Origin of the sequence: Streptomyces sp. V4I8 (genome assembly GCF_041261225.1) — a bacterium.
Classification (GTDB): Bacteria; Actinomycetota; Actinomycetes; order Streptomycetales; family Streptomycetaceae; genus Streptomyces.
This window is the reverse complement of sequence record NZ_JBGCCN010000001.1, coordinates 9,576,600-9,594,795: the sequence shown is the minus strand read 5'-3', so window position 1 is coordinate 9,594,795 and position 18,196 is coordinate 9,576,600. Positions and strand designations below refer to the sequence as shown.

At 72.0% G+C, this 18,196-nt stretch carries 14 protein-coding genes and 1 pseudogene; 3 read left to right on the top strand and 12 right to left on the bottom strand.

Features of this window, described 5'->3' with window-relative positions:
* Positions 1-63: 63 nt before the first annotated feature.
* From ABIE67_RS43605 to ABIE67_RS43575, 7 genes and pseudogenes are all read right to left on the bottom strand, one after another.
* A complete protein-coding gene (locus ABIE67_RS43605; protein WP_370267120.1) occupies positions 64-1,923 on the bottom strand; it encodes a cellulase family glycosylhydrolase in 1,860 nt (619 codons plus the stop codon).
* A gap of 72 nt (positions 1,924-1,995) precedes the next feature.
* Positions 1,996-3,999 (bottom strand): GTP-binding protein, encoded by a 2,004-nt coding sequence (locus tag ABIE67_RS43600; protein WP_370267119.1) that lies wholly within the window; start codon positions 3,997-3,999, stop codon positions 1,996-1,998.
* A 154-nt stretch (positions 4,000-4,153) separates the two neighbouring features.
* Positions 4,154-5,644: a KR domain-containing protein gene (locus ABIE67_RS43595; RefSeq protein WP_370267118.1), complete on the bottom strand. Its 1,491-nt coding sequence runs from the start codon at positions 5,642-5,644 to the stop codon at positions 4,154-4,156.
* A gap of 10 nt (positions 5,645-5,654) precedes the next feature.
* Positions 5,655-5,921, bottom strand: a complete 267-nt coding sequence (locus ABIE67_RS43590; protein ID WP_370269527.1) for a KR domain-containing protein — start codon at positions 5,919-5,921, stop codon at positions 5,655-5,657.
* A 537-nt stretch (positions 5,922-6,458) separates the two neighbouring features.
* Positions 6,459-8,262: pseudogene (locus ABIE67_RS43585) on the bottom strand (acyltransferase domain-containing protein); the annotation flags it as partial.
* Between the two features lie 133 nt (positions 8,263-8,395).
* Complete coding sequence (locus ABIE67_RS43580; protein WP_370267117.1) at positions 8,396-8,926, bottom strand: AMP-binding protein; 531 nt, start codon at positions 8,924-8,926, stop codon at positions 8,396-8,398.
* A gap of 90 nt (positions 8,927-9,016) precedes the next feature.
* Positions 9,017-9,664 (bottom strand): nucleoside deaminase, encoded by a 648-nt coding sequence (locus ABIE67_RS43575; RefSeq protein ID WP_370267116.1) that lies wholly within the window; start codon positions 9,662-9,664, stop codon positions 9,017-9,019.
* A 353-nt stretch (positions 9,665-10,017) separates the two neighbouring features.
* Between ABIE67_RS43575 and ABIE67_RS43570 the strand changes: the two genes are divergently transcribed.
* The gene (locus ABIE67_RS43570; RefSeq protein WP_370267115.1) at positions 10,018-11,121 is read left to right on the top strand and encodes an XdhC family protein; all 1,104 of its coding nucleotides are present in this window, start codon (positions 10,018-10,020) and stop codon (positions 11,119-11,121) included.
* A 42-nt stretch (positions 11,122-11,163) separates the two neighbouring features.
* Here ABIE67_RS43570 and ABIE67_RS43565 read toward each other — a convergent pair whose 3' ends face one another.
* Entirely contained in the window at positions 11,164-11,664 is a 501-nt protein-coding gene (locus tag ABIE67_RS43565; RefSeq protein ID WP_370267114.1) for a metallophosphoesterase, read from the bottom strand.
* Positions 11,665-11,821: 157 nt separating this feature from the next.
* Here ABIE67_RS43565 and ABIE67_RS43560 point away from each other — a divergent pair, with 157 nt between their 5' ends.
* Positions 11,822-13,756, top strand: a complete 1,935-nt coding sequence (locus tag ABIE67_RS43560) for a glycosyltransferase (RefSeq protein ID WP_370267113.1) — start codon at positions 11,822-11,824, stop codon at positions 13,754-13,756.
* Positions 13,757-13,760: 4 nt separating this feature from the next.
* Positions 13,761-14,363 (top strand): dTDP-4-dehydrorhamnose 3,5-epimerase, encoded by a 603-nt coding sequence (gene rfbC, locus ABIE67_RS43555; protein ID WP_370267112.1) that lies wholly within the window; start codon positions 13,761-13,763, stop codon positions 14,361-14,363.
* 60 nt (positions 14,364-14,423) lie between these two features.
* Here rfbC and ABIE67_RS43550 read toward each other — a convergent pair whose 3' ends face one another.
* Genes ABIE67_RS43550 through ABIE67_RS43535 form a run of 4 tightly spaced genes read right to left on the bottom strand, consistent with a single transcriptional unit; the run spans position 14,424 to position 18,148 of the window.
* Complete coding sequence (locus tag ABIE67_RS43550) at positions 14,424-15,230, bottom strand: class I SAM-dependent methyltransferase (protein WP_370267111.1); 807 nt, start codon at positions 15,228-15,230, stop codon at positions 14,424-14,426.
* The gene (gene rfbD, locus ABIE67_RS43545) at positions 15,217-16,098 is read right to left on the bottom strand and encodes a dTDP-4-dehydrorhamnose reductase (protein WP_370267109.1); all 882 of its coding nucleotides are present in this window, start codon (positions 16,096-16,098) and stop codon (positions 15,217-15,219) included. The genes ABIE67_RS43550 and rfbD overlap by 14 nt, the downstream gene beginning before the upstream one ends.
* A complete protein-coding gene (rfbB, locus tag ABIE67_RS43540; RefSeq protein ID WP_370267108.1) occupies positions 16,095-17,084 on the bottom strand; it encodes a dTDP-glucose 4,6-dehydratase in 990 nt (329 codons plus the stop codon). The genes rfbD and rfbB overlap by 4 nt, the downstream gene beginning before the upstream one ends.
* On the bottom strand, positions 17,081-18,148 hold the full coding sequence (locus tag ABIE67_RS43535) for a glucose-1-phosphate thymidylyltransferase (RefSeq protein ID WP_370267107.1): 1,068 nt from the start codon (positions 18,146-18,148) through the stop codon (positions 17,081-17,083). The genes rfbB and ABIE67_RS43535 overlap by 4 nt, the downstream gene beginning before the upstream one ends.
* Positions 18,149-18,196 lie beyond the last annotated feature (48 nt).

The window sequence follows — 18,196 nt, the reverse complement described above, 5'->3', positions numbered from 1 at the left end:
ACAGCGTGCAGCCTGACGTAAGGGGAGGGTCAAACGACGTTTCCTGTCCGGCGCTTGTCCGTCCTATCCGACGGTCCGCGCGGCCCACGCGGAGAGCTCGGACCGTGCGGCGTTGAGCACGGCGGCCGAGGGACTGCTCGCCCCGTTCGTCACCAGCGCGTAGTGCAGGACGCCGGAGTCCGAGTCGGTCAGCAGCAGGCGGCGGCTTCCCGTGCCGCCCGGTTCCGCGGCCACGCCGACCGGGGTGGCCGAGGTGTACGACGGCGGGGCGTACGCCGTGCCCAGGTCGGAGACCACGGTGGTGGACCCGGTCGGGAAGGACGCCGGGAGGTGCAGCTCGGTCGGCGCCGCCCCGCTGTTCGAGCGCCACACCAGCAGCCCGTACTGCCCCGAGCCCACCAGTTGCGCCACGTTCGGCAGCGAGCTGGGCACCGGGTTCCAGGTCAGGGTCGTGTCGCCGTCCCGTGAGCGGTCCTCGTAGGTGAAGGCGACCGTCGTGCCGGAGGTGGCGCTCGGGTAGATCCGGTCCAGCAGCCGGGCGTCCTGCCGCAGCACCGGTGTTCCCGAGTCGTCGAGCCGTACGGCGGACAGGTCCTCGTCGTTCCAGGCGTCACCGGTGGTGAGGGCCTTGTCGGGGTTGCCGTTCATCAGCTCGTGGTGACGTCCGTTGTAGATGTCCCACTGCCACTGCGAACCGGAGAGCACCGGTCCGGAGCCGGCCGGGTTGGACCACCAGCTCTTGCCCGGGACACGGGAGTCGAGGGCCTGGTACATCGCCTTGAGCACGGTCGGCGCCTTGTCGGAGACCGAGCCCGCCAGTGGGTGGCCGAACTCGCTGATGATCGCCGGCGTCTTCGTGGCCGAGGCGCGGTCGCGGACGGTACCGAAGTCGCCGGCGTACTGGCCGTCCTCCGCCTTGCCCCACATGAAGACACCCGAGATGGCCTTCTGGTCGTAGAAGTGGGTGTTGAAGACGTACCGCGGCCCGAGCGTGCCCGCGTCCAGCAGGCCGCCCTCCTGCTTCTGGAAGTCGATGTTGGCGTTCCAGAAGAGGTTCGGCTCGGCGAAGAGCGGCTTGTCCTGCCAGCCGGCCGCGTCCATGCGGGCCCGGAACTTCTGGTAGAAGGGCCACAGGACGTCGCGTTCCCAGGTGCGGCTGGTCTGGCCGGAGTCGTAGACGCCGGCGTGCGGCTCGTTGTAGGGGTCGAAGCCGACGACGCCCGCGAACTCGGCGGCGGAGACGTTCTGCCTGATGTACGCCATGGTCTTCTGGGCGGTGGTCAGGAAGGCGTCCTGGAGGCCGTACTCATTGTGCCAGAAGTCGTACGACGCCTGCTTCACGGCCTCGTTCTGGGTGATGTTCTGGCCCCAGAAGAGGCAGATCCCGCAGTTCTCGTCCGGGTAGTTCCCGAGGTCCACGGCCCACTTGGGGGCGCCGTCACCCGTGTACCAGCTGTCGGGGTCGAACAGGTGCCGGGAGTAGAGGTCCTGGTGGAAGTCGGGGTAGACACGGATGCCCGCGTCGAGGAAGGCGCGCATCTGGGCGGTGGCGGCGGCCAGATACGTGGTGTCGACCTGGCCCCGTACGGGTTCCGCGTAGGCCCAGGAGAGCAGGAAGCGGATGGAGTTGCCGCCGCCGAGGGCGCGCAGCGCGGTCGCGGACTTCTTCGCGTCGGCGACCGAGGCGAAGGGCAGGCCCCCGTTCTCGTCCAGTTTGGTCTCGCCGGAGACGTTGTAGCCGCGCAGCACGACCTCGCGGCCGTTTCCGTCGACGAAGCGCCCGTTCTGGACGGTGAGGGGCGTTTCGTCGAACCAGAGGGAGTCGGGAAGGGTGGCGGCGGTGGCGGGAGAGGGGCCCGCCACCGTCAGGGATCCGAAGAGGACGACCAGGACAACAAACAGACGTGTCCGGAAGTTCGGCATTCCACTACAGTCCGGTGAGATCAGGACACCGTCAACACCCCTGACTCATCGGTAAGTTCCGTCTCGGTCGGCTCAGTTGCCCACTCTGCGCGTCAGGTTCAACAGGTACTCCTTCCGGTTCAGCGGGTTGAGGTCGGTGCGCCTGCGTTCCGGGACCGTGCCGCGCGGGGCGGGCGCGTAGTGGTCGAAGACGCTCTCCAGCTCGCCCTCGCCGCGCGTCAGCCCCGGCAGGTGCTGCTCCAGTTCGTGCACATGGGCCGCGGGCACCGACCCCTCCAGCACACAGGAGGGACCGCGCGTCTCCGTGGTCTGCGGCACCGCGCGCAGCCGGGCCAGCACCGGAAGCAGCGCGGCCAGGGTGTCGGTCGGGGCCTCGACGCGGAAGCGGTGCATCGGCTCGTGCACCTGGGTGCCCGCCCGGCGCAGCGCCTCGGTCAGGACCAGCGGGGTGAGGCCACGGAAGTCGTAGCCGGTGCTGGACATGCTCTTGTCGAAGCCCTGGTGGGCGTGGCTCTGCCGGGGCGAGTAGCCCGAGTGGGTCATGGTGACCGCGCAGTCGGGGATCTGCCAGCCGTGCAGGCCCTGGCCGAGGGTCTCGCGGACGGTGTCCTCGACGGCCTTGAAGAAGGCGTACGGCATGGAGCCGAGCTCCACCTCCAGCCGGAAGGCCACCCCGGAGCCGACCGGCGCGGGGTCGACGCGCAGGCCGACGGTCGCGAGGAAGGGGTTGCCGTCCTTCTTGTTGAACTCGACCGCCGCGCCCGGGCCGACCGGCCGCTCGACACACAGCGGTGTCGTCTCGCGGAAGGTGACGTCGAGGCCGAACTCGTCGGCGAGGGTGGCCTGGATGACCTCCTTCTGCACCTCGCCGTAGAGGGAGACGAAGGTCTCCTGGCGCACCTCGTCGTGGCGCAGGCCGATCAGCGGGTCCTGTTCGGCGAGCAGGGTGAGCGCGCGGTGCAGGTCCCGCCGGTCCGCGCCGCCGGCCGGGACGACGACCGTTTCGAGGGTGGGCGGGGCGAAGAAGTGCCCGTACTCCTTGCGGGGTTCGCCGAGGGCGTCGCCGATCCTGATGTCCGCCAGGCCCCACAGTTTGGCGATCCGGCCCGCCGCCACCAGGTCGTCCCTGGTGTCCGCACCCTGCTCGAAGACGCTGATCGCGGTGATCCGGCCCTCCGCGCGGTCGTCGAGGTCTTCGGCGTCGCGCGCTTCCCCGCCGGCCCCGAAGCGGATCCGGTCGCGGGTGCGCACGGTGCCGGAGAACATCCGTGCGTACGCGACCTTCTCCCCCGCCGGTCCCCGCTCGACCTTGAAGACGGTGCCCGAGACCGGCCCTTCCGGGTCGCCGTCGGCTGCGGGCAGCAGCCGTCTGATCCCCTCGACGAGCGCGCCGACGCCGGCGCCCGTGACGGCGGAGCCGAAGTACACGGGGTGGACGAGGGCCTGCCGGGTCTGGTCGGCGAGAGCGGCGCGGAGGCGGTCGGAGGAGACCGTGTCCTCGACGTAGGCCGTCAGCAGCTCGTCGTCGTGGTCGGCGAGGACGTCGAGGGCCGTCGATGCGAGGCCGGGGACGAAGCGGGCGTCACGCGTGCCCAGTCCGCCGGCCGTCCCCATCGGCACGACGGCCGCCGTCAGCCGTTCGCGGAGGGCCCGCAGGACGGTGACGTACCGCCCGCCGCGTCGGTCGATCTTGTTGACGAAGACGAGGGTGGGGATGCGCAGCCGCTGCAGCGTGCGCATCAGGACGCGGGTCTGCGGCTGGACGCCCTCCACGGCGGAGACGACCAGTACGGCGCCGTCCAGCACGCCGAGCACCCGCTCCACCTCGGCGATGAAGTCCGGGTGGCCGGGGGTGTCGATGAGGTTGACCGTCATGTCGTCGAGGGCGAAGGAGACGACGGCGGACTTGATGGTGATGCCGCGCTGCCGCTCCAGCGCGAGGGAATCGGTCTGTGTGTTCCCGGCGTCGACGCTGCCGATCTCGTCGATCACGCCCGCGGTGTGCAGCAGGCGTTCGGTCAGGCTGGTCTTACCGGCGTCGACATGGGCGAGGATCCCGAGGTTGAGCAAGTGCACGAAGCGTCATGTCCTTGAATGAGGGGGTCGTTCCTTCCGTGGTGGACATGAACGCAGTGCGCATCGGTGCTCCTCCTTGCGTGACGACGGGTCCTGCTCAGTTCAGCAGGACCGGTCCCGCACCGGCAATGGATTAACGCTCAACCAGCTCCGCTCAGCCGCTCGATCCCTCGGTCGTCCGCGCGTCGATCCAGGTGCGGATCGCCGACACGGTTGTCTCCGCGTGGTCCTGCACCATCGTCAGATGGTCCCCGGGGACGTCCACGACGTCGTGCGCCGTCGGCCAGCACGTCCGCCAGTCGTCCCCTTCCGCGGACGCCGCCATGGCGGGACGGTCCTCCGGTACGGCCGCACCGGCGCCGATCCCCGGGTGCGGGAACTCCAGGACGTCCAGGTCGTTCCTGAACGCGCGGTGGAAGCGTGGGAAGTCTCCGCCGTCCGAGGCCGGCGAGGGATGGTAGGCCGGGAAGTAGACGATCGTCGGCCTTCCGGAGCCGGGGCGGCCGTGGGAGCGGCGGATCGGGGGCAGCGCGTGCTCGCGGCCGTGGGTGGCCGTGAAGGTGGGCAGCGCCCAGGACGCCGTGACCAGCAGGTGCATCGCCGCCACCGGTTGTCCGGCGGCACTGACCGTCCGGAACAGCGAGGAGAGGCTGTACGCGGGCCGCTCGGCCGCACCGGCCCCGGGGGCGGCGCCCTCGCCGCCCGGTTCGCCGTCCAGCAGACCCAGCAGATGGCGGGCCAGTTCCTCGGCCGTGCGGTGCTCGAACACGACCGCCGCCGACAGCCGGAGCCCCAGCCCCGTGCTCACCCGGTTGCGGATCTGCACGGCGGTCAGGGAGTCGAACCCCAGGTCGGCCAGGGCCTTCCCGGCCGGGAGCGCGTCGGCGTGCGGGTATCCGAGCACCGCGGCCACGTCGGCCCGCAGCAACGCCACGAGCGCCGCCTCCCGTTCGCCCGAGGGTATGGCGGTCAGCCGCTTCCGCCAGGCTCCCGGCTCCAGCAGCTGTCCGGGAGAGCCGGCGGAGCCGAAGGCCGTCGCCGCGGCGGTCGGCCGACTCTGCCGGACGAGTCCGCGCAACGGCGCCGGCAGGTGCCCCGCACCGGACCGCAGTGCCGTCCGGTCCAGCAGGATCGGCGCCAGGACCGGCTCCGTCGAGCGCAGCGCGGCGTCGAACAGGGCCAGGCCCTGCCGTGTCGACAGCGGCACGAGCACCTCACGTGACTGTGGGCGCTGGCGGGGCTGTCCCGCCGCCATGCCGGCGCCGTGCTCCCACGGGCCCCACGCCAGCGAGAGCGTCGGCAGTCCTTCGGCCGCACGGTGGTGGGCGAGGGCGTCGAGGAACGCGTTCGCGGCCGCGTAGTTGCCCTGGCCCACCCGGCCCAGCAGACCGGAGACGGAGGAGAACACGACGAACGCCGACAGGCCCATGTCCCGGGTCAGTTCGTGCAGATTCCAGGCCGCGTCCGCCTTCGGCCGCAGAACGGCCGCCATCCGCTCCGGCGTCAACGAGTCCAGCACGCCGTCGTCGAGAACTCCGGCGGCGTGCACCACGGCGGTCAGCGGCGGCTCGCAGCGCCGGACCACGTCAGCCAGGCGGGCACGGTCGGCCGCGTCACAGGCGACGATGCCGGCCTGCGCCCCCAACTCCTGGAGCTCAGCGCGCAGTTCCTCGGCTCCGGGGTGCCTGGGGCCCGCGTCGTCCGGTCAGCAGCAGATGCCGTACGCCGTGTTCGGCGACCAGGTGCCGTGCCAGTTCCGCGCCCAGCGCGCCGGTGCCTCCCGTGATCAGTACGGTGCCGTCCGCGGCGAAGGCGGCTCCCGTCTCCGAGGCAGCACCGGTCGCCGTCAGTCGGGGAACCGCCACCTGCCCGTCCCGCACGCGGAGTTGGGGCTCGCCGGTGGCGACGGCCGACGGCAGCATCCGCAGCGACTCGGGCCGCCCGTCCACATCCACCAGGACGACACGGCCGGGCAGCTCCGGCTGCGCCGCCCGCACCAGCCCCCACACCGCCGCGCCCGCCAGATCCGGCACCGGCCCGGTGGCGTCCCGCGTCACCACCACCAGCCGGGAGCCCGCCGTACCGGGATCGCCCTGCCAGTCCTGGAGCGTCGCGAGTACCCTGCCGGTCAACTCGTGCACGTCCGGCATCGGATCGGAGCCGGTCGCGTATTCCGAGGCCCCAGGGGCGAGGGCCGTGACGGCGACGAACTCGGGGTTCGGGTCCGCCGCGCCGGGCAGGAACGCGGCGAGGTCCAGCTCGTCCTGCCCCCGCACCGCCCAGCCGCCCTCATCGGCGTCGCCGGGGACTTCGAGGGCGACCCATTCGGGGCGCAGCAGAGCCCTTCGTACGATGTCGTCCGTCGCCCCGTCCGTCATGTCGTCCGTCATGTCGGCCCGGTCGTCCGGGAGTTCCCTCGTGGCCAGTGACTCCACGCGGGCCACGAGACGGCCGGACCGGTCGGCCAGCGTCAGCGAGACGGTGTCCGGGCCGGTCGACGCCACCCTGACCCGCAACTCCGTGGCTCCCGAGGCGTGCAGGCTCACCCCGCTCCACGCGAACGGCACCCGCAGCGTGCCCGGGTCGGCGGGCGCGGCCAGCAACGGGGCGTGCAGCGCGGCGTCGAACAGCGCCGGATGGAGCCCGTAGCGGCCCGCTCCGAGGCATGCTCGGCGGGCAGGCGGACCTCAGCGAAGACGTCGTCGCCGCGCCGCCAGACCGCGCCGACCCCCTGGAAGGCGGGCCCGTAGACCAGCCCGGCATCGGCGAGGGCGGCGTACGCGCCGGTGAGATCCACCGCCTCGGCGTCCTGCGGCGGCCACGGGCCCTGCTCGTCCGCCGCCGCACGCGCCCCGCCCAGCTGCCCGGTGACGTTCCGGGTCCACGGGGCGTCCTCGGCGGACTCCTCCGGCCGGGAGTAGACGTCGACCGGCCGTCGGCCCGAGTCGTCCCGCGCACCCACCACGACCTGTACACGCACCCCGGAGGGGCCGGGCAGAACGAGCGGCGACAGTATCACCAGGTCGTCGACCGCGCCGCAGCCCACCTCGTCGCCCGCCCGCACGGCCATCTCCACGAACACCGTCGCCGGCACGATCACCCGCCCGGCGACGACATGGTCGGCCAGCCACGGGTGCGTCGCCAGGGACAACAACCCCGTCAGTACCGTCCGTTCGGTGTCCGGCACCGGGAACGCCGGGCTCAGCAGCGCCTGCGCACCGGCCGCCTCGGGACCCGGTGCGTCCAGCCAGTACCGCTGCCGCTGGAAGGCGTACGTCGGCAGGTCCACGCGCCGTGCGCCGGAACCCGCGTACACCGCCGCCCAGTCGACGGCGGCCCCGGCCACATGCAGCCGTGCCACGGCCGACAGCAGCGTCTCCGGCTCGTACGACCCGCCGCGGGTGGCCACGGCGAGAACGGCGCCGCGTGTGGACGCGTCGGTCAGAGTGTCCGTGGCCGCCGCGGTGAGTACGGGCCCGGGTCCGAGTTCCAGGTAGGCAGAGACCCCGTCGTCCGCGAGCCGGCGCACGGCGTCGGCGAAGCGCACGGGCAGCCGGGCGTGCCGCGCCCAGTACTCCGGCGAGCACAGCTCCGCGGGCTCGGCGGGCCGGCCCGTCACGGTGGAGACGATCGGGATGCGCGGCGGTCGGAAGGTCAACTCCCGGGCGACGCCGAGGAATTCGGCGAGCATCGGCTCCATCAGAGGCGAGTGGAAGGCGTGGCTCACCCGTAGCCGTACAGCCCTGCGGCCGCGCGCCTCGAAGTCGGCCGCGACCGCGAGCACCGCGTCCCGCGCGCCCGAAATCACCAGCGAACGGGGCCCGTTGACGGAGGCGACGGCAACCTGCTCGCCGAACTCCGCCGACGCCGCGACGACTTCGTCCTCGGTCGCGTCCAGCGCCACCATCGCGCCGCCCTCGGGCAGCGCCCGCATCAGCCGGCCCGTGCGGCGACAAGCGCCGCCGCATCCGGCAGTTCGAGGACTCCGGCGACATGCGCGGCCGCCAACTCGCCGACGGAGTGGCCCACGAGGCGGTCGGCACGCACACCCCACGCCTCGAGCAACCGGAACAGCGCCACCTCGAAGGCGAACAGTCCGGCCTGCGCGAAGTCCGTACGGTCCACGAGAGCAGCGTCCGGTGATCCCGGCCCGGCGGACAGCACCGCGCTCAGCGGCCGTGGAAGGCGGTCGTCCAGACACCGGCAGACCTCGTCGAAGGCAGCGGCGAAGACGGGGAACGCGGCGTGCAGTTCGGCGCCCATGCGGGGGCGCTGGGCACCTTGTCCGGTGAACAGCAAGGCCGTACGGATCTCCGGGTCCGCCAGTCCTCGGACGACTCCGGGTACGTCCCGGCCCTGCGCGAAGGCGCTCAGCGCGTCCAGCATCCGCGCCCGGTCACCGACCGGCACGAGCGCCCGGTGGGTGAGGGCGGAGCGCGACACGGCGAGGGAGTAGCCGATGTCGGCGGGCGCCAGGCCCGGCCGGTTGGTCGCTTCGACGGCGAGCCGCCCGGCCTGGGCGCGCAGGGCGGCTTCGTCCGCGGCGGAGAGCAGCCACGGAACGGGCGGGGCCGCGGGCGCCTCCGGCGAGTTCGGTGATGACGTGGGCGGCGCCGCTGTCCTGGAGGAAGTGGGCCAGCTCCGCGTCGGAGGACCGTGGATTGAGCGGGACGCCGACCATCCCGGCCCGCAGCACGGCCAGGCAACTCTCCACCGCCTCCACGCAGTTGCCGAGACAGATCGCGACGCGGTCGCCACGGCGCAGTCCCGTCCGGGTGAGGTACGCCGCCAGCGCACGGGTCCGGCGCTCCAGCTCGGCGTAGGTGACGCTGCGCGAGGAGTCGGCATAGGCGACCCGCCGCGGTGCCAGCTCGGCGTGCTCCTTCAAGAGTTCCGGCACCGGCCGGATCAGCTCGTCACGCCTCATGTCCCCCGCCTTTCAAGTCCCTCGCACCGCACCGGTGTTGAGCCTAAGTGGGGACACGGTCAGGAGGGCGGGTACGGGGGCTGGGGCGACTCAGGGCACCTCGGCCCGGGGTGCCTCCGGGAGCCTGTCGCGCAGTCGTCGGGCCTCCTCGAAGAGGCGGTTGGTGTGGTGCGCGAGCACGCCGCCCAGGAGCAGCTCCGGGATGTAGAAGGACCGCGCGGCGGCGGCCACGTCCCGTGCTGTCAGGTCGATCTGGATGATGTCGGTGCGGCGGATCTCGTCGATCGAGCTCGCCCAGACGACGTGCCGCAGATTCGCCCACGCCATCGCGCTCATGCATATGGAGCAGGGCTCACCCGTCGTGTAGAGGGTGGTGTCGGACCAGCCCTGGTTGCCGTTCCTATGTACGTAGTCGTTCATGGCGACCACCTCGCCGTGCAGCAACGGACTGTCCGCCCCGGTGTTGACGCCGCTCCCCAGGACCTCGCCGGTGCGCGTGTGGACGATCACCGCGCCGAACGGCCATCGGGGGTTCTTCCGGGCCTGCTCGATGGCCAGCCACATGAATCGCTCGTGCCCGGTGTGGGCCTGCGTGTCCATCGTGGGGCTCGCACCGGCTACGAGGTCGGGGCGGGCGTGACGTGCGGGGAGTGCCTGCTGGGGAAGGGCGAACGGCGCCGCCGCTCCCATCACCACGGCCCCGCACCTGCCGAGGAACCGACGCCTGCCCGAGTCCATACGCTTCCCCTCACTCATCACCGACGACTCCGGAAGGGAGTCGAACCGTCACAGATCGTGTCCAGCCCGAGCACGGCTCATGCTCCCTGATGACTTACTCACACCTGACGACGCGCCGACGATCGATCCCCGGCAGCCGGGTCCGCCCAGAAGCGTCGCCACACATGACCTCCGCCGCCGCAAGGTCGATACTGCTGGAAGCAGCACTCCGACCGACCCTGGGCCTTACCGGCACGGCAAACCGGGCAGGACCCCGGCAGCGCCGAGATCCATTACTCGACTCACTCACCCTGACCAGCGGAAACACTGGTCGAAGGCCCCTCGGTCGAGATCGCGAGGAGGTACCCACGACCATGCGTGACATCCTCCCGGTGATCGGCCCCTGGTACACGGCCCGGGTGCCGTTCGGACTCGCCACGGTCGTCGCCACCAGCCGCAGCGCCCCGCGCGACCCCGGGGCAGCGATGGCGGTGGGCCCGGACGACGAGGTCGTGGGCAGCGTGTCCGGCGGCTGTGTCGAGGGGGCCGTGTTCGAGCTCGCGCAGGAGGTCGTGGCGAGCGGCGAGGCGCGGCTGGAGACCTTCGGGTACAGCGACGAGGACGCCTTCGCGGTCGGGCTCACCTGCGGCGGCGAGATCACTTTGCTGGTGCGTCCCGTCACGGCCGACTCGGATCCCTCCTTCGGCGAGGTCGCGGAGTCGGTCGCGGCGGGCCGTCCGGTGACCGTGGCCACGGTGACCGACGGGCCCGCGCCGCACGGGGCGACGCTCGCCGTGTGGCCCGACCGGGTCGCCGGCACGCTCGGCGCGCCCGGCCTGGACGCGGCGGTGACCGCCGACGCGCGCGGCGAACTCGCCCTCGGTGCGACGGGCCTGCGGCACTACGGCCCGCACGGCGAGCGCCGCGAGGACGAGGTCACCGTCTTCCTGCACTCCTTCGCCCCGCCGCCGCGCATGCTGGTGTTCGGCGCGATCGACTACGCGGCCGCGGTCGCCCGCATCGGAGACTTCCTCGGCTACCGGGTCACGGTGTGCGACGCCCGCCCGGTCTTCGCCACCCCGAAACGTTTCCCGGAGGGCGTCGAGGTCGTCGTGGACTGGCCGCACCGCTACCTGAGCGGCACCGACACCGACGAGCGCACCGTGATCTGTGTGCTCACCCACGACCCGAAGTTCGACGTACCCCTCCTCGAGGAGGCACTGCGCCGCCCGGCCGCGTACATCGGGGCGATGGGCAGCCGCCGTACGCACGACGACCGGATGCGGCGGCTGGCCGAAGCGGGGCTCGGTGAGGGCGAGTTGGCCCGGCTGCGCTCCCCGGTCGGGCTCGATCTCGGCGCCCGTACGCCCGAGGAGGTCGCCGTGTCCGTCGCCGCCGAGATCGTCGCCCTGCGCTGGGGCGGCAGCGGTGCCCCGCTGACGGCGACCGCCGGCGCCATCCATCCGCGGGGAGCATGAGGGTGGGCCCGATCACCGCGCATACCCCGTGGACGGCGGCCGTCAGCGCGGGGGCAGCCGGTGCAGTTCCACGTCCGTGAGGCGGCCCTCGGTCACGGTCGCGGTCATGTAGGTGCAGTGGGGCTGACGGCGGCGGTCGGTCGGGGAGCCGGGGTTGAGCAGGCGCAGGCCGGTGGGGGCGACGGTGTCCCAGGGGATGTGGCTGTGGCCGAATACCAGCACGTCGAGGTCGGGGAAACGGGCCGCGCAGCGCGCCTCACGGCCCTGGGCGGGCCCGGTCTCGTGGACCACGCCGAAGCGCAGGCCGCCGAGGTCGACGTACGCCACCTCGGGGAGCCGGGCGCGCAGGTCCGGTCCGTCGTTGTTGCCGTGGACCCCGACCAGCCGGGCGCTGCGGCTCTCCAGCAGGTCGAGCGTGGCCGCGTCGACCCAGTCCCCGGCGTGGAACACCACGTCGGCGCGCGGGAGTTCGGCGAGCAGCACCTCGGGCAGCGCCTTGGCGCGCTTGGGCAGGTGGGTGTCGGACATCAGCAGCAGTCGCACGCCGTCAGGCTACCGGCGGGGTGATCTTCGGGCCGGTTCTCCACGCGGGGCATCGGTCGTTGAGCGGTGGACAAAAGGCGTGACAGGGTTAGGATTTGGCCACGAACGCCGTAATCCGACGCAAACGCCCAGCGACCCCTAGGGGGCTCGGAGACCGATGCCGATCAAGGTCAGCGTGGTCGTCCCCGTGTTCAACCCCGGGGTTTACGTCGAGGACTGCATCGAGTCACTGCTCAGGCAGTCCCTTCCGCCGGACGAGTACGAAGTGATCTTCGTCGACGACGGTTCCACCGACGACACTCCCGCCCGACTCGACGCGCTCGCCGCCGTCGACCCCCGGGTGACGGTGGTCCACCAGGAGAACTCCGGCTGGTCGGGCAAGCCCCGCAACGTCGGCATCGCCTCCGCCCGGGGCGAGTACGTGATGTTCGTGGACAACGACGACTATCTCGGCGACGAGGCCCTTGAGCGGATGTACGACTACGGCGTGGCCAACGGCGCCGATGTCGTGGTCGGCAAGATGGCCGGCAAGGGCCGCGGGGTGCCGGTGGAGCTGTTCCGCCGCAACCACCCCCGCGCGACCGTCGCCGACGCGCCCCTGATCGACAGCCTCACCCCGCACAAGATGTTCCGCCGCGCCTTCCTCGACGACACCGGTCTGCGTTTCCCCGAGGGCAGACGGCGACTGGAGGACCACGTCTTCGTCACGGAGGCGTATCTGCGCGCGAGCAACGTCTCGGTGCTCAGCGACTACGTCTGCTACTACCACGTCCGCCGGGACGACGCCTCGAACGCCGGATTCCAGCGCTTCGACCCGGGCGGGTACTTCAAGAACCTCCGCGAGGCCCTGGACGTCGTCGAGCGGCACACCGAGCCGGGCGGCCTGCGGGACCGGCTCTTCAGGCGCTGGCTGCGCGTGGAGATGGTCGAGCGCCTGCGCGGGCGGCGCCTCCTCGCCCTGCCTGCGGACTATCGGCGGGAGCTGTTCGAGGAGATCCACCGGGTCGTCGTCGAGCGCTTCGGGCCCGGTGTCGCGGCCGGGCTGCAGCCGACGCAGCAGGTCGTCGCCGCGCTGATCGCCGCCGACCGCTACGACGACGTCGAGGCCTTCGCCGAGTGGGAGGCCGGTGTCGCCCTCACGGCCGTCCCCGAACGCGTGGTGTGGGAGGACGGCACGCTGCGGGTCGCTTTCTCGGCCGAGTACACGTCCGCCGGTGAGCCGATGACCTTCGCCGCCGGCACGGACCGTGCGGCGCTCGACGGCCCGCCCGAGGACCTGGCCGCGGCCGTCGCCTGGGTGGACGCCGACACCGTGCGCCGGTTCGGCCAGGCCACCGCGGACCTGCTGGTGCGGGAGCGCGCCAGCGCCGCCCAGTACTTCCAGCCGGTGCGGTTCACGCGGGAGGAGGTGCCGGCCGGGGACGACGGCCAAGTCCGGCTGGTGCTGCGCGCGACGGCCACCGTCGACCCCGCCGCCCTCCCCCGGGCCGGCCTGTGGGACGCCTTCGTCCGCGTCAAACTGGGCGGCTGGACCAAGGAGTGCCGCCTCGGCCCCGCCCCACGACCGAACCGCCCCACCCCGTCCGCCGCTGTGACCGGCGGCCACGTGGTCCTCCCCTACTGGACCGCACCGCACGCGAACCTCGCCCTGGACGTCGACCGCGCGACCCACCGCCTCGGCCTGCACGCCCTCACACCGGACGACGTCATGGCCTCGGGCGGCCGACTGCGCGCACTTCTCCCCCTCCACGTCCCCGCCGAGGGCACCGCCGTGTCACTCCGTCTCACCTCGTCCGGCACCACCCGTGACCTGCCGGCCACCCTGTCCCCGCACGGGTCCGGGGCGCTGCTGGAGGCCGTGCTGCCCCTCGGCGTGCTGCGGGGAGCGACCTGGCGGACGGCGCTCGGCGTGCCGGGGCCGCGCTTCCTCACCCTCCCGTTCGCCCTGCGCACGGGGGCCGGTGGAGTGCGCGTACTGCCAACTCCCCGCCCCAGTGCGCTACGACGGCTCGTCCGCCGGGCGCGGCGCGGGCTCGGCACGGCCCTGGGGCGGACGGCGGCCCGGCTGCGGGCCCGGGCCCGGAGGAGGTGACGGCATGCGGTCGCTCGGCATCGAAGGGGCCTGGGCACTGGAGCCCAAGGTCTTCCCGGACGACCGGGGCAGTTTCCACGAGTGGTACCGGGGCGCGGAGTTCCGCGCCGCCACCGGCTACGACCTCTCCCTGGCCCAGGCCAACTGTTCGGTCTCCCGCCGGGGCGTACTGCGCGGTGTGCACTTCTCGGACGTGCCGCCCGGCCAGGCCAAGTACCTGACCTGTCTGCGCGGCGCCGTCCTCGACGTGGTGGTCGACCTCCGCGTCGGCTCCCCCACCTTCGCCCGCTGGGAGGCGCTGCGCCTCGACGACGACCGCCGGCACGCCGTGTTCCTCGCGGAGGGCCTCGGCCACGCCTTCATGGCGCTCACCGACGAAGCCACCGTGGTCTACCTGTGCTCGACGGGCTACGCCCCCGACCGCGAGCACGGCATCCACCCCCTCGACCCCGACCTGGCCATCGCCTGGCCCGAGGACGTCCCACCGGTCCTGTCCCCCAAGGACGCACGGGCGCCCACGCTGGCAGAGGGACAGAGGGCGGGGCTCCTGCCGACGTACGCGGCTTGCAACGCCCATTACGAGCGGGTGCGAAAGGGTCACGTCTGACGCCAGGTCCTGCAACGCCACCAAAGGAGCCAGGGGCCCAAACAACAACACATCGCGGCGCTACAAACGGCTACCGACAACCCCTTCAACCGCTGCGCGCAACGGCTCCCATCCCCGGGACCGTCCCAACCCCAACGCCCGGGCCCGCCGCAGCGCCCGCCAGAAACCCGCCCCGACCAGCACCTCGGGCGCCACCGCCCCCACCCGGTCCAGAATCGCCTCAGGCACCTTCTGCGGATCAGGAACCTCGTACGCCGCGACGATCTCGTCATACCGATCACGCAACACCCTGTTGCGAGGATTCGCCCCGAAGACGACCAACTGCCCCGTGGGCCGGCTATCGACAAGAACGCTCAGCAGATCAGGGCGATAACGCCCCAGGATCTCGGCGATCTTGTACACGTCCCCGGTCCACGCACCGGTGTGCCGGTCCCGGGCCGCCTCGTCCACGTTGCGCGGCAGCACGTCGTCGAAGACGATCACGCTGGTCCAGTCGGAGTGCCGCTCGATGTTCATGAAGTCCCGCAGCGCATACTCGAACAGGTGCATGCCGTCGATGAACGACAGGTCGAGCACGGCACGCCGCCAGTACCCGAGCGGGCTGCGGCCCCGGCGCAGATTGCGCACCGGGTGACGGCCGCCCTTGAGATGGACGAGCGGGTTGTCGCGGGCGAAGAAGTCGTCGCTGGTGGCCTTGACCAGATGGACGTCGCAGCGGATCTCCGTGACGACCTTGAAGGCGGGGTCGACGGCGATGGTGGGGACACGGGAGAGCTTGAGGCTGCGGCCGTCGTTGACGCCGATCTCCAGGTAGTTGCGGTTCCCGCTGACCTTGTGCAGTTCCCGCAGGAACTCATGGCGTTTCACGCAGGGCCTCCTTGCGGATCCGGGGCAGTGCTTCGTGCAGAGCGATACGCCAGTCACGCGGTCGCGGGAGGCCGAGCCGCTGCCGGCGGCCGTGCGCGAGGACGCTGTACTCGGGCCGGGGGGCGGGCCGCGGGAAGGCCTCACTGGTGACGGGGCGCACCCGGTCGGGGTCGGCGCCGAGGTGCGTGAACACCTCGCGGGCCAGGTCGTACCAGGTCGCCTCGCCGGCGTTGGTGGCGTGGAAGACACCGGTCGCGTCGCGGCCGACGCGCGGGCCGAGGTCGGCGATCGTCGCGGCGACGTCGGCGCTCCAGGTGGGCTGGCCGCGCTGGTCGTCGACGACGTCGACGGTGTCCCGGCGGGCCTCCAGCTCGATCATCGTCCGGACGAAACTCCGGCCGTGGGCGCCGTACAGCCAGGCGGTGCGCACGACGGCGCTCGTCGCCGGGAGTTCGTCCAGCACGGCCCGTTCGCCGGCGAGTTTGGTGCGGCCGTAGGCGGTGCGCGGGGCGGTGGGATGGTTCTCCGGGTAGGGGCTTCGGGCGTCGCCGGCGAAGACGTAGTCGGTGGAGACGTGGATCAGGCTGGCCTCGTACGCGGCGCAGAGGTGGGCCAGGAGGCCGGGGCCGTCGCCGTTGACGCGCAGGGCCCGGCCCTCGTCCTTCTCGGCGTCGTCGACGGCCGTGTACGCGGCGCAGTTGACGACCAGGTCGGGGTGGTACGCGGCGAAGGCGCGGTCGACGGCGTCGGGGCTGGTGACGTCGAGGGCGGCGTGGGCGAGGCCGGCCACCTGCTCGCCGCGCGCGCAGAGTTCCTCGACCATGTCGTGGCCGAGCATGCCGCCCGCGCCGGTCACCAGCCACCTCATGCGTGCTCCCCTTCGACGCGCCGTTTGAGGGGTTCCCACCAGGCGCGGTGGTCGCGGTACCAGGCGACGGTGGCGGCGAGGCCGGACGCGAAGTCGTGGCGGGGCCGGTAGCCGAGTTCGGTGCGGGCCTTGGTCCAGTCGACGCAGTAGCGCAGGTCGTGGCCTTTGCGGTCCTCGACGTGCCGGACCTTGTCCCAGTCGGCGCCGCACGCGTGCAGCAGCAGGGCGGTGAGGTCCTTGTTGCTCAACTCGGTGCCGCCGCCGATGTTGTAGACCTCTCCGGGGCGGCCCCTGGTGCGGACGAGGTCGACGCCGTGGCAGTGGTCGTCGACGTGCAGCCAGTCGCGGACGTTGAGACCCTCGCCGTAGAGGGGAACCTGCTCGCCGTCGAGGAGGTTGGTGATGAACAACGGGACGACCTTCTCGGGGAACTGGTGCGGGCCGTAGTTGTTGGAGCAGCGGGTGACGCGGACGTCCAGGCCGTGGGTGCGGTGGTGGGCGAGGGCGAGCAGGTCGGAGGAGGCCTTGGAGGCGGAGTACGGCGAGCTGGGGCGCAGCGGGTCCTCCTCGCCGGCCGAGCCGGTCTCGACGGAGCCGTAGACCTCGTCCGTCGAGATGTGCACGAAGGGTGCGACGCCGTGGCGCAGGGCGGCGTCCAGCAGGGTCTGGGTGCCGAGCACGTTGGTGAGGACGAAGTCGGCGGCGCCGGTGATCGAACGGTCCACGTGGGACTCGGCGGCGAAGTGCACCACCTGGTCGGCCTCGGCCATCAGCTTGTCGACCAGTTCGGCGTCCCGGATGTCACCCTGCACGAACTCCAGGCGGGGGTGGCCCAGTTCGAGGTTGTCGAGGGTGCCGGCGTAGGTGAGCTTGTCCAGCACGGTGATCCGGGGCGCCTCGGGTGCGCCGGGGGCGTCGCGGGCGAGCAGCATGCGGACGTAGGTCGAGCCGATGAAGCCGGCGGCGCCGGTGACGAGAAGGTTCATGTGTGGATCTGCACTTTGCTGTGGTCTCCGAGGACGAGGCGGTGGGCGCTGGGGACGCTGGGCGCGGGCGTGACCTGGACGTGCCGTCCGATGAGCGAGGACTCGATCCGGCCCACCCCGTCGATCGAGGAGTCCCGCAGCACGATGGAGAACTCCAACTCGCTGTCGGTGATACGGCAGTTCTCCGCGATGGAGGTGAAGGGGCCGACGTAGGAGTCCTCGACGACGGTGCCGGCGCCGACGACGGCGGGGCCGACGACGCGCGAGTTGACGATGCGCGCCCCCTCCTCGACGACCACGCGTCCGACGGTCTCCGAGGCCTCGTCGACGTCGCCGTCGATGCGGCGCGTGAGGCCCTCCAGGACGGTCCGGTTGACCTCCAGCATGTCGGCGACGTTCCCGGTGTCCTTCCAGTAGCCCTTGATGACCGTGCAGCGCACGTCGGCGCGGACGTCGATCAGGTGCTGGATGGCGTGGGTGATCTCCAACTCGCCGCGCCAGGACGGCGTGACGGCACGGACCGCGTCGTGGATCACCGGTGTGAACAGATAGACGCCGACCAGGGCGAGGTCGCTCTTGGGGTGCTCGGGTTTCTCCTCCAGGCCGATGACCTGACCCCCGTCGTCGAGTTCGGCGACGCCGAAGGAGCGGGGGTCCTGGACGCGGGTGAGGAGGATCTGCGCGTCGGGGCGGTTGGTGCGGAACTCCTCGACGAGGCCGGTGATTCCGCCGACGATGAAGTTGTCGCCGAGGTACATCACGAAGTCGTCGTCGCCCAGGTAGTCGCGGGCGACGAGCACGGCGTGGGCCAGGCCCAGCGGGCGTTCCTGAGGTATGTAGGTGATCTCCAGACCGAACTTGGAACCGTCGCCGACGGCTTCCTGGATCTCCGCGGCGGTGTCACCGACGATCACCCCGACGTCGGTGATGCCGGCCGCGGCGATGGATTCCAGTCCGTAGAAGAGCACGGCCTTGTTCGCGACGGGCACGAGCTGTTTGGCCGAAGTGTGCGTGATCGGCCTCAAGCGCGTACCGGCGCCGCCGGACAGCACGAGAGCCTTCATCGGTTCACCTTAGCCCCGATTCCGCCGATTTGACGGTTCCGGGACTGG

Excerpts from the sequence above, each read along its gene's own strand:
- ABIE67_RS43570 (WP_370267115.1), top strand. The coding sequence starts at position 10,018 with ATGCGTGACATCCTCCCGGTGATCGGCCCCTGGTACACGGCCCGGGTG.
- rfbD (WP_370267109.1), bottom strand. The coding sequence starts at position 16,098 with ATGAGGTGGCTGGTGACCGGCGCGGGCGGCATGCTCGGCCACGACATG.
- ABIE67_RS43560 (WP_370267113.1), top strand. The coding sequence starts at position 11,822 with ATGCCGATCAAGGTCAGCGTGGTCGTCCCCGTGTTCAACCCCGGGGTT.
- rfbB (WP_370267108.1), bottom strand. The coding sequence starts at position 17,084 with ATGAACCTTCTCGTCACCGGCGCCGCCGGCTTCATCGGCTCGACCTAC.
- rfbC (WP_370267112.1), top strand. The coding sequence starts at position 13,761 with ATGCGGTCGCTCGGCATCGAAGGGGCCTGGGCACTGGAGCCCAAGGTC.
- ABIE67_RS43590 (WP_370269527.1), bottom strand. The coding sequence starts at position 5,921 with ATGCTGCCGTCGGCCGTCGCCACCGGCGAGCCCCAACTCCGCGTGCGG.
- ABIE67_RS43535 (WP_370267107.1), bottom strand. The coding sequence starts at position 18,148 with ATGAAGGCTCTCGTGCTGTCCGGCGGCGCCGGTACGCGCTTGAGGCCG.
- ABIE67_RS43605 (WP_370267120.1), bottom strand. The coding sequence starts at position 1,923 with ATGCCGAACTTCCGGACACGTCTGTTTGTTGTCCTGGTCGTCCTCTTC.
- ABIE67_RS43575 (WP_370267116.1), bottom strand. The coding sequence starts at position 9,664 with ATGGACTCGGGCAGGCGTCGGTTCCTCGGCAGGTGCGGGGCCGTGGTG.
- ABIE67_RS43580 (WP_370267117.1), bottom strand. The coding sequence starts at position 8,926 with ATGAGGCGTGACGAGCTGATCCGGCCGGTGCCGGAACTCTTGAAGGAG.